Source organism: Bacillus sp. JJ1521 (genome assembly GCF_036965165.1).
GTDB lineage: Bacteria > Bacillota > Bacilli > Bacillales > Bacillaceae_L > Ferdinandcohnia.
The window spans coordinates 26,702-32,220 of the sequence record NZ_JBALOX010000008.1; the positions used below are offsets into that span (position 1 = coordinate 26,702).

The window sequence follows — 5,519 nt, forward strand, 5'->3', positions numbered from 1 at the left end:
TTGCCACAGGAAGTGGCGGTCTTAGTCTTTGTTCCTACACGCGAAAAATTTCCTTTGAAAATCTGTGGCATCCACCGGAGGTGCTAACCTTATTCAGCCTACTGGTGAATAAAGTTAGCTCATTACTCGGCGAACCGAATAAATATCCCGGATTTGCTTTATCCGCTCAACAACCTTATGAAGATGGCTAACGTTTTGAATTGAAATGGACATATTAATTGTCGCCATTTTATTACGGTCAGTTCTTCCTGAAACAGCCGATATATTTGTCTTTGTTTCACTAACCGCTTGTAGAACTTCGTTTAATATACCACGACGATCAAAGCCGTTAATTTCAATTTCAACATTAAACTCTTTCCGGTCGTTTAAATTACTTTCCCACTCGACCTCAATCAGTCGAGCTTTCGCATCTTCTGTATGAACATTTTGGCAGTCAGCACGATGTACTGATACACCTCTACCTTTTGTTATGAAACCAACAATTTCATCTCCGGGGACTGGGTTACAGCATTTCGATAGACGGATTAGTAAATTGTCAATTCCTTGAACTTGTACACCAGAATCCCTTCTTTTCGAGTGATTTGAAACTTGCTTTACTTCTGATACTGTTTCAACAACCTGTTCAAGATCCCGTTGTTTTCGAAGTTTATCTGTTAAACGATTAGCAATTTGGGCCGCAGTAATCCCGTTATATCCTATCGCAGCATACATATCTTCTTCGTTTGAAAAATTGAATTTCTCAGCAACCCTTTTTATATTTTCAACTGTTAAAATATCCTTTACTTCAAATTCCAGATTGCGAATCTCTTTTTCAACGAGCTCTTTACCTTTTTCAATATTCTCTTCACGTCGTTGCTTTTTAAAGAACTGGCGAATTTTGTTTTTTGCCTGAGATGTTTGGGCAAGCTTAATCCAATCCTGACTCGGACCATAGGAATGCTTTGAAGTTAAAATCTCGATGATATCCCCTGTTTTTAGTTTATAATCCAAGGTCACCATTTTTCCATTTACTTTTGCACCAATTGTTTTATTTCCAATTTCAGAGTGAATGCGGTATGCAAAATCAATTGGAACAGAGCCTGATGGTAACTCCATAACGTCTCCTTTTGGTGTAAATACGAAAACCATATCAGAAAACAAATCAATTTTTAGGGACTCCATGAATTCTTCTGCATTTGATGCATCGTTCTGCCATTCTAAAATTTCACGGAACCATGTTAATTTTTCTTCGAAAGTAGATTGTTGATTAACTTGCTTGCCTTCCTTATATGCCCAGTGGGCTGCAATCCCGTATTCGGCAATTTGATGCATCTCATCTGTCCGTATTTGAACCTCAAGTGGGTCGCCCTTAGGACCAATCACAGTTGTGTGAAGGGACTGATACATGTTAGGTTTAGGCATTGCAATATAGTCTTTAAATCGACCGGGCATTGGCTTCCAGCAAGTATGAATGATTCCTAGAACCGCATAACAGTCTTTTATACTATTTACGACAATTCGAACTGCAAGGAGGTCATAGATTTCATTAAATTGCTTATTTTGAAGGACCATTTTACGATAGATGCTGTAAATATGCTTTGGTCGACCCGAGATCTCCGCTTTGATTGAAACCTCGTCAACATGGTTTTTAACCTCTTCAATGACTTCATCAAGATACTCCTCACGTTCTGCACGCTTCTTTTTCATTAGGTTAACGATGCGATAATACTGCTGTGGATTTAAATAACGTAAGGCTGTATCTTCAAGCTCCCATTTAATTTTTGAAATACCTAGTCGGTGTGCCAATGGAGCGAAAATTTCAAGCGTCTCATTGGAAATCCTGCGCTGCTTTTCTGGTGGAAGGTGCTTAAGAGTACGCATGTTGTGCAAACGGTCTGCAAGCTTGATTAAAATAACACGAATGTCCTGGGCCATTGCCACAAACATTTTTCGATGATTTTCAGCCTGTTGTTCTTCCTGAGACTTATATTTTATTTTCCCCAGTTTTGTTACTCCATCAACAAGCATTGCAACCTCAGGAGTAAATACATCACTTATTTCTTGAAGAGTGACTTTCGTGTCCTCCACTACATCGTGTAAAAAACCACCAGCAATTGTTGATGGGTCCATTTCAAGATCCACTAAAATACCCGCCACTTGGACTGGATGGATGATATATGGTTCACCAGATTTACGGAATTGCTCCTTATGTGCTTCTTCTGCGAATTTATATGCACGTTGAATAAACTCGATATCGTTATCGTTCAAATATACTTTTGCCTTTTCTATCACTTGCTCAGGAGTTAAGACATTCTCGTTTGCCATGGATTTTATCACCTTTTTTAAAATTGAAAATTCAAAGATATCCTCTTTGAATTATACTTTAAGATATAAAATTAGATTATTGTTTCTATTATCTTGAAAATCTTGAAAGTTGTAAAGGGAAATAAGAGAAATATTGCTTACATGGTTGAAAAGTTCTTATTATTCAAGTTAAAACCCAAATTCTACTAAAAAAAGCACTCAATCTGAGCGCTTTTTCGTTCAAAAATTAAAACTGCATAACTGTTAAAACATCATAGCCATCTAATTTTTTTCGACCATCTAGGTAAGTGAGTTCGATTAGGAATGCAATCCCAGCTACAATACCGCCAAGCTGTTCAACAAGCTCGATTGTTGCTTCAATCGTTCCACCAGTAGCTAATAAGTCGTCTGTAATTAATACACGTTGACCCGGTTTAATAGCATCCTTATGGATTGTTAAAACATCTTTTCCGTATTCTAGTCCATACTCTACTTTAATTACGTCTCTAGGTAGCTTGCCTTCCTTTCTAACAGGAGCAAAGCCGACGCCATGTGAGTATGCTACTGGGCAACCAATAATGAAGCCGCGAGCCTCTGGTCCAACAACAAGGTCAATCTCTCTCTCCCTTGCATACTTAACAATTTGGTCTGTAGCATATTTATACGCTTCGCCGTCATTCATTAAAGGAGTAATATCCTTAAATTTGATTCCTGGCTTTGGATAGTCGTCAACTATTTCGATAAACTTTTTTAAATCCATTATTTAATTGCCCCCTCAAGCGAATGCGAACCATTATTTATTGCATCAAACCAATGCTTTAATTGTTGATATGATGAATATAATAATTGCTTTTCCAATTCAATTCTATTCGATTTCAATTGATATGTTCTCGATTCAGTCAAATCCCTTTTCTTAACTTGATTTGATAAGGAAATAATTCCTTTGTCTATTTTAACAAATTCTAATTCAAAAAACACCTGTGACATAAAATCTATTGTCTCTGCCTTCCATCCTCTATATTTTGCTAAATCATGAGCATAGCGATGCATATTAAACGGACCTTTTTTTGCCAAAAATGCATAGAACCATTTAAAATGCTCTCTTGTCGGGATTGTGCTAAAAAAATGATCCTGCTCATGGAAGAATAATGTATAAATGCGATTTGGAAAGCCTTTCTCAAATAATGCTTTAATCCATCCATCTTCTTCTGGTAAATCAAGAAGAACAACATGCTTTGATTCAAATTGAAGCTTAGATGCTTCTTCAAGCGATGAAACAATACTAATTTCATGATTGGTTAAACCGAGCTTATCAATTGTGATTTTCGAAAATGCGATTAATTGTAGCTTGTCATCTTTTACTTTTTCTAGGTATGAAGCAAAATCTCGCATACCACGAATATCAAATAACTGCCACTCATTGACAGCTAAATCCTGTAGCATAATTTGTGGCTTTCGACTATTGTTCCATTCATTGATAGAAAGTTCTCCAATCACGGAAACCTTTGATAACGGTGAAATCCCTTCACAGGCATATCCTAACCCAAAGCCAACCCCATCTAAAGAATTAGGGTCATCCTGAAGAACGATTTTCAAATGGCTTTGATCCGCTCCAATTCTTCGGATTGTATTGATTCCAACATCATTAATTTGCACCTTTGGTTTTGGATTTCCCATTCCAAATGGTGCTAATTTGTTCATTTCTAGTATTGATTCAATTGTAATTTCATGAAGATCGCAAATTGCGTCTACTGTTGTAATTGGTTGAAAGTCTTCAGCAGTAAGCACTTCATTCGCAATACTATTAAGGCGATTTCTAAGATCGTTAACATCCTCCACTTTAAGGGTCATTCCGGCAGCCATTGGATGTCCACCAAAATGAGGTAAAATATCACGACATGTTGATAGACTTTCATATAGGTTAAAGCCATCAATACTCCTTGCAGAGCCTTTCGCCAATCCTTTTACAGAATCTATGCTTAAAACAATCGTAGGTCGATAGAAGCGATCAACTAATCTAGACGCAACAATTCCGACAACACCAGAGTTCCAGCCTTCCTTTGCAATGATTAATACGGAATTGGAAGAAGGTGGATAGTTCTCTTCAACCTCTTGGATTGCTTCTTGTGTCATTTGATTTACTAATTGCTGTCTTTCTTTATTTAGCTCATCAATTTCATCAGCAATATATGAAGCTTCTTCAGGGTCGTTTGTCATCAATAAATCAACCGCTGGGTCTGCTGATTGTAGACGACCAACTGCGTTAATTCTTGGTCCGATTGCAAATCCAACTGTTTCCTCAGATATTTCATTGAATTCGACTTTTGCTTTTTTCAATAATGCTTTTAATCCTGGACGCTCTGTATTTTGCAAGGCTCTAATTCCCTTTTTGGCAAGGAGTCGATTTTCTCCATGTAATGGAACAAGGTCAGCAATTGTCCCAATTACAGCCACATCTAATAAATCCACAGGGACCTCACCGCGTAAAGCATGTGCAACCTTAAAAGCAACCCCAACTCCAGCCAGTTCTTTAAAAGGGTACTGACTATTGGGCTTTTTCGGATGAATTATTGCCGTTGCAACTGGTAGTTCAGGGCCAACTTCATGGTGATCCGTAATAATTAAATCAATTCCTAATTCTTTTGCGACTTCTGCTTCATGGAGGGCTGAGATTCCTGTATCTACGGTTATAATTAAAGAAAATCCTTGCGATTTGGCCCATCGAAAGGCTGTTTCATTAGGTCCATAGCCTTCTGTGAATCGATTTGGTATATAAAAATCTACAAGTGCACCTTTTTCTTTTAATGCAGTAACCATAACAGTCGTACTGCTCACACCGTCGGCATCATAGTCACCAAATACTAAAATTCGTTCCTCGTTTTTAATAGCTTTCATTATTCTCTCAATAGCTGTATCCATTTGATCAAGTAGGAATGGATCGTGAAACTCTAAGCTATCTGGTTCTATAAATTCCCGCGCTGTACGGGCGGTCGTGAGTCCTCTATTCACTAGTAGGGATGCTACTAAAGGTGTAACCTGCAGTTCCTTAACTAGTAGATCTGTATTTATCTGGTTGTATTCATTTACTTTCCAACGAGTTTTAGATTGTAACAAAAGTTTCACCCCTCAACCATACTATTATACCGAAGCAAAAGGTGCGTTACAACGATTGACATTTTTCAAAAACTATATTAATCAAATACGCATGACGTATTTGTGCCCAGATTTTTTAGGCC

Annotated in this window: 3 protein-coding genes; all 3 read right to left on the minus strand. The window is 37.6% G+C overall.

Annotation, left to right across the window (positions count from 1 at the left end; genetic code table 11):
* Positions 1-114: 114 nt before the first annotated feature.
* The 3 genes from V7147_RS01675 to recJ all read right to left on the minus strand — a co-directional run bounded on the left by V7147_RS01675 (position 115) and on the right by recJ (position 5,397).
* Complete coding sequence (locus tag V7147_RS01675) at positions 115-2,304, minus strand: RelA/SpoT family protein (protein ID WP_335366122.1); 2,190 nt, start codon at positions 2,302-2,304, stop codon at positions 115-117.
* 226 nt (positions 2,305-2,530) lie between these two features.
* Entirely contained in the window at positions 2,531-3,043 is a 513-nt protein-coding gene (locus V7147_RS01680) for an adenine phosphoribosyltransferase (protein ID WP_335366123.1), read from the minus strand.
* Positions 3,043-5,397 carry a single-stranded-DNA-specific exonuclease RecJ gene (gene recJ, locus V7147_RS01685; protein WP_335366124.1) on the minus strand — a complete coding sequence of 785 codons (2,355 nt, stop codon included), beginning with the start codon at positions 5,395-5,397 and terminating at the stop codon, positions 3,043-3,045. The genes V7147_RS01680 and recJ overlap by 1 nt, the downstream gene beginning before the upstream one ends.
* Positions 5,398-5,519: the final 122 nt, after the last annotated feature.

What these genes read in the sequence shown, in the direction of transcription:
- V7147_RS01680 (WP_335366123.1), bottom strand. Translation starts at nt 3,043, where the DNA reads ATGGATTTAAAAAAGTTTATCGAAATAGTTGACGACTATCCAAAGCCA.
- V7147_RS01675 (WP_335366122.1), bottom strand. Translation starts at nt 2,304, where the DNA reads ATGGCAAACGAGAATGTCTTAACTCCTGAGCAAGTGATAGAAAAGGCA.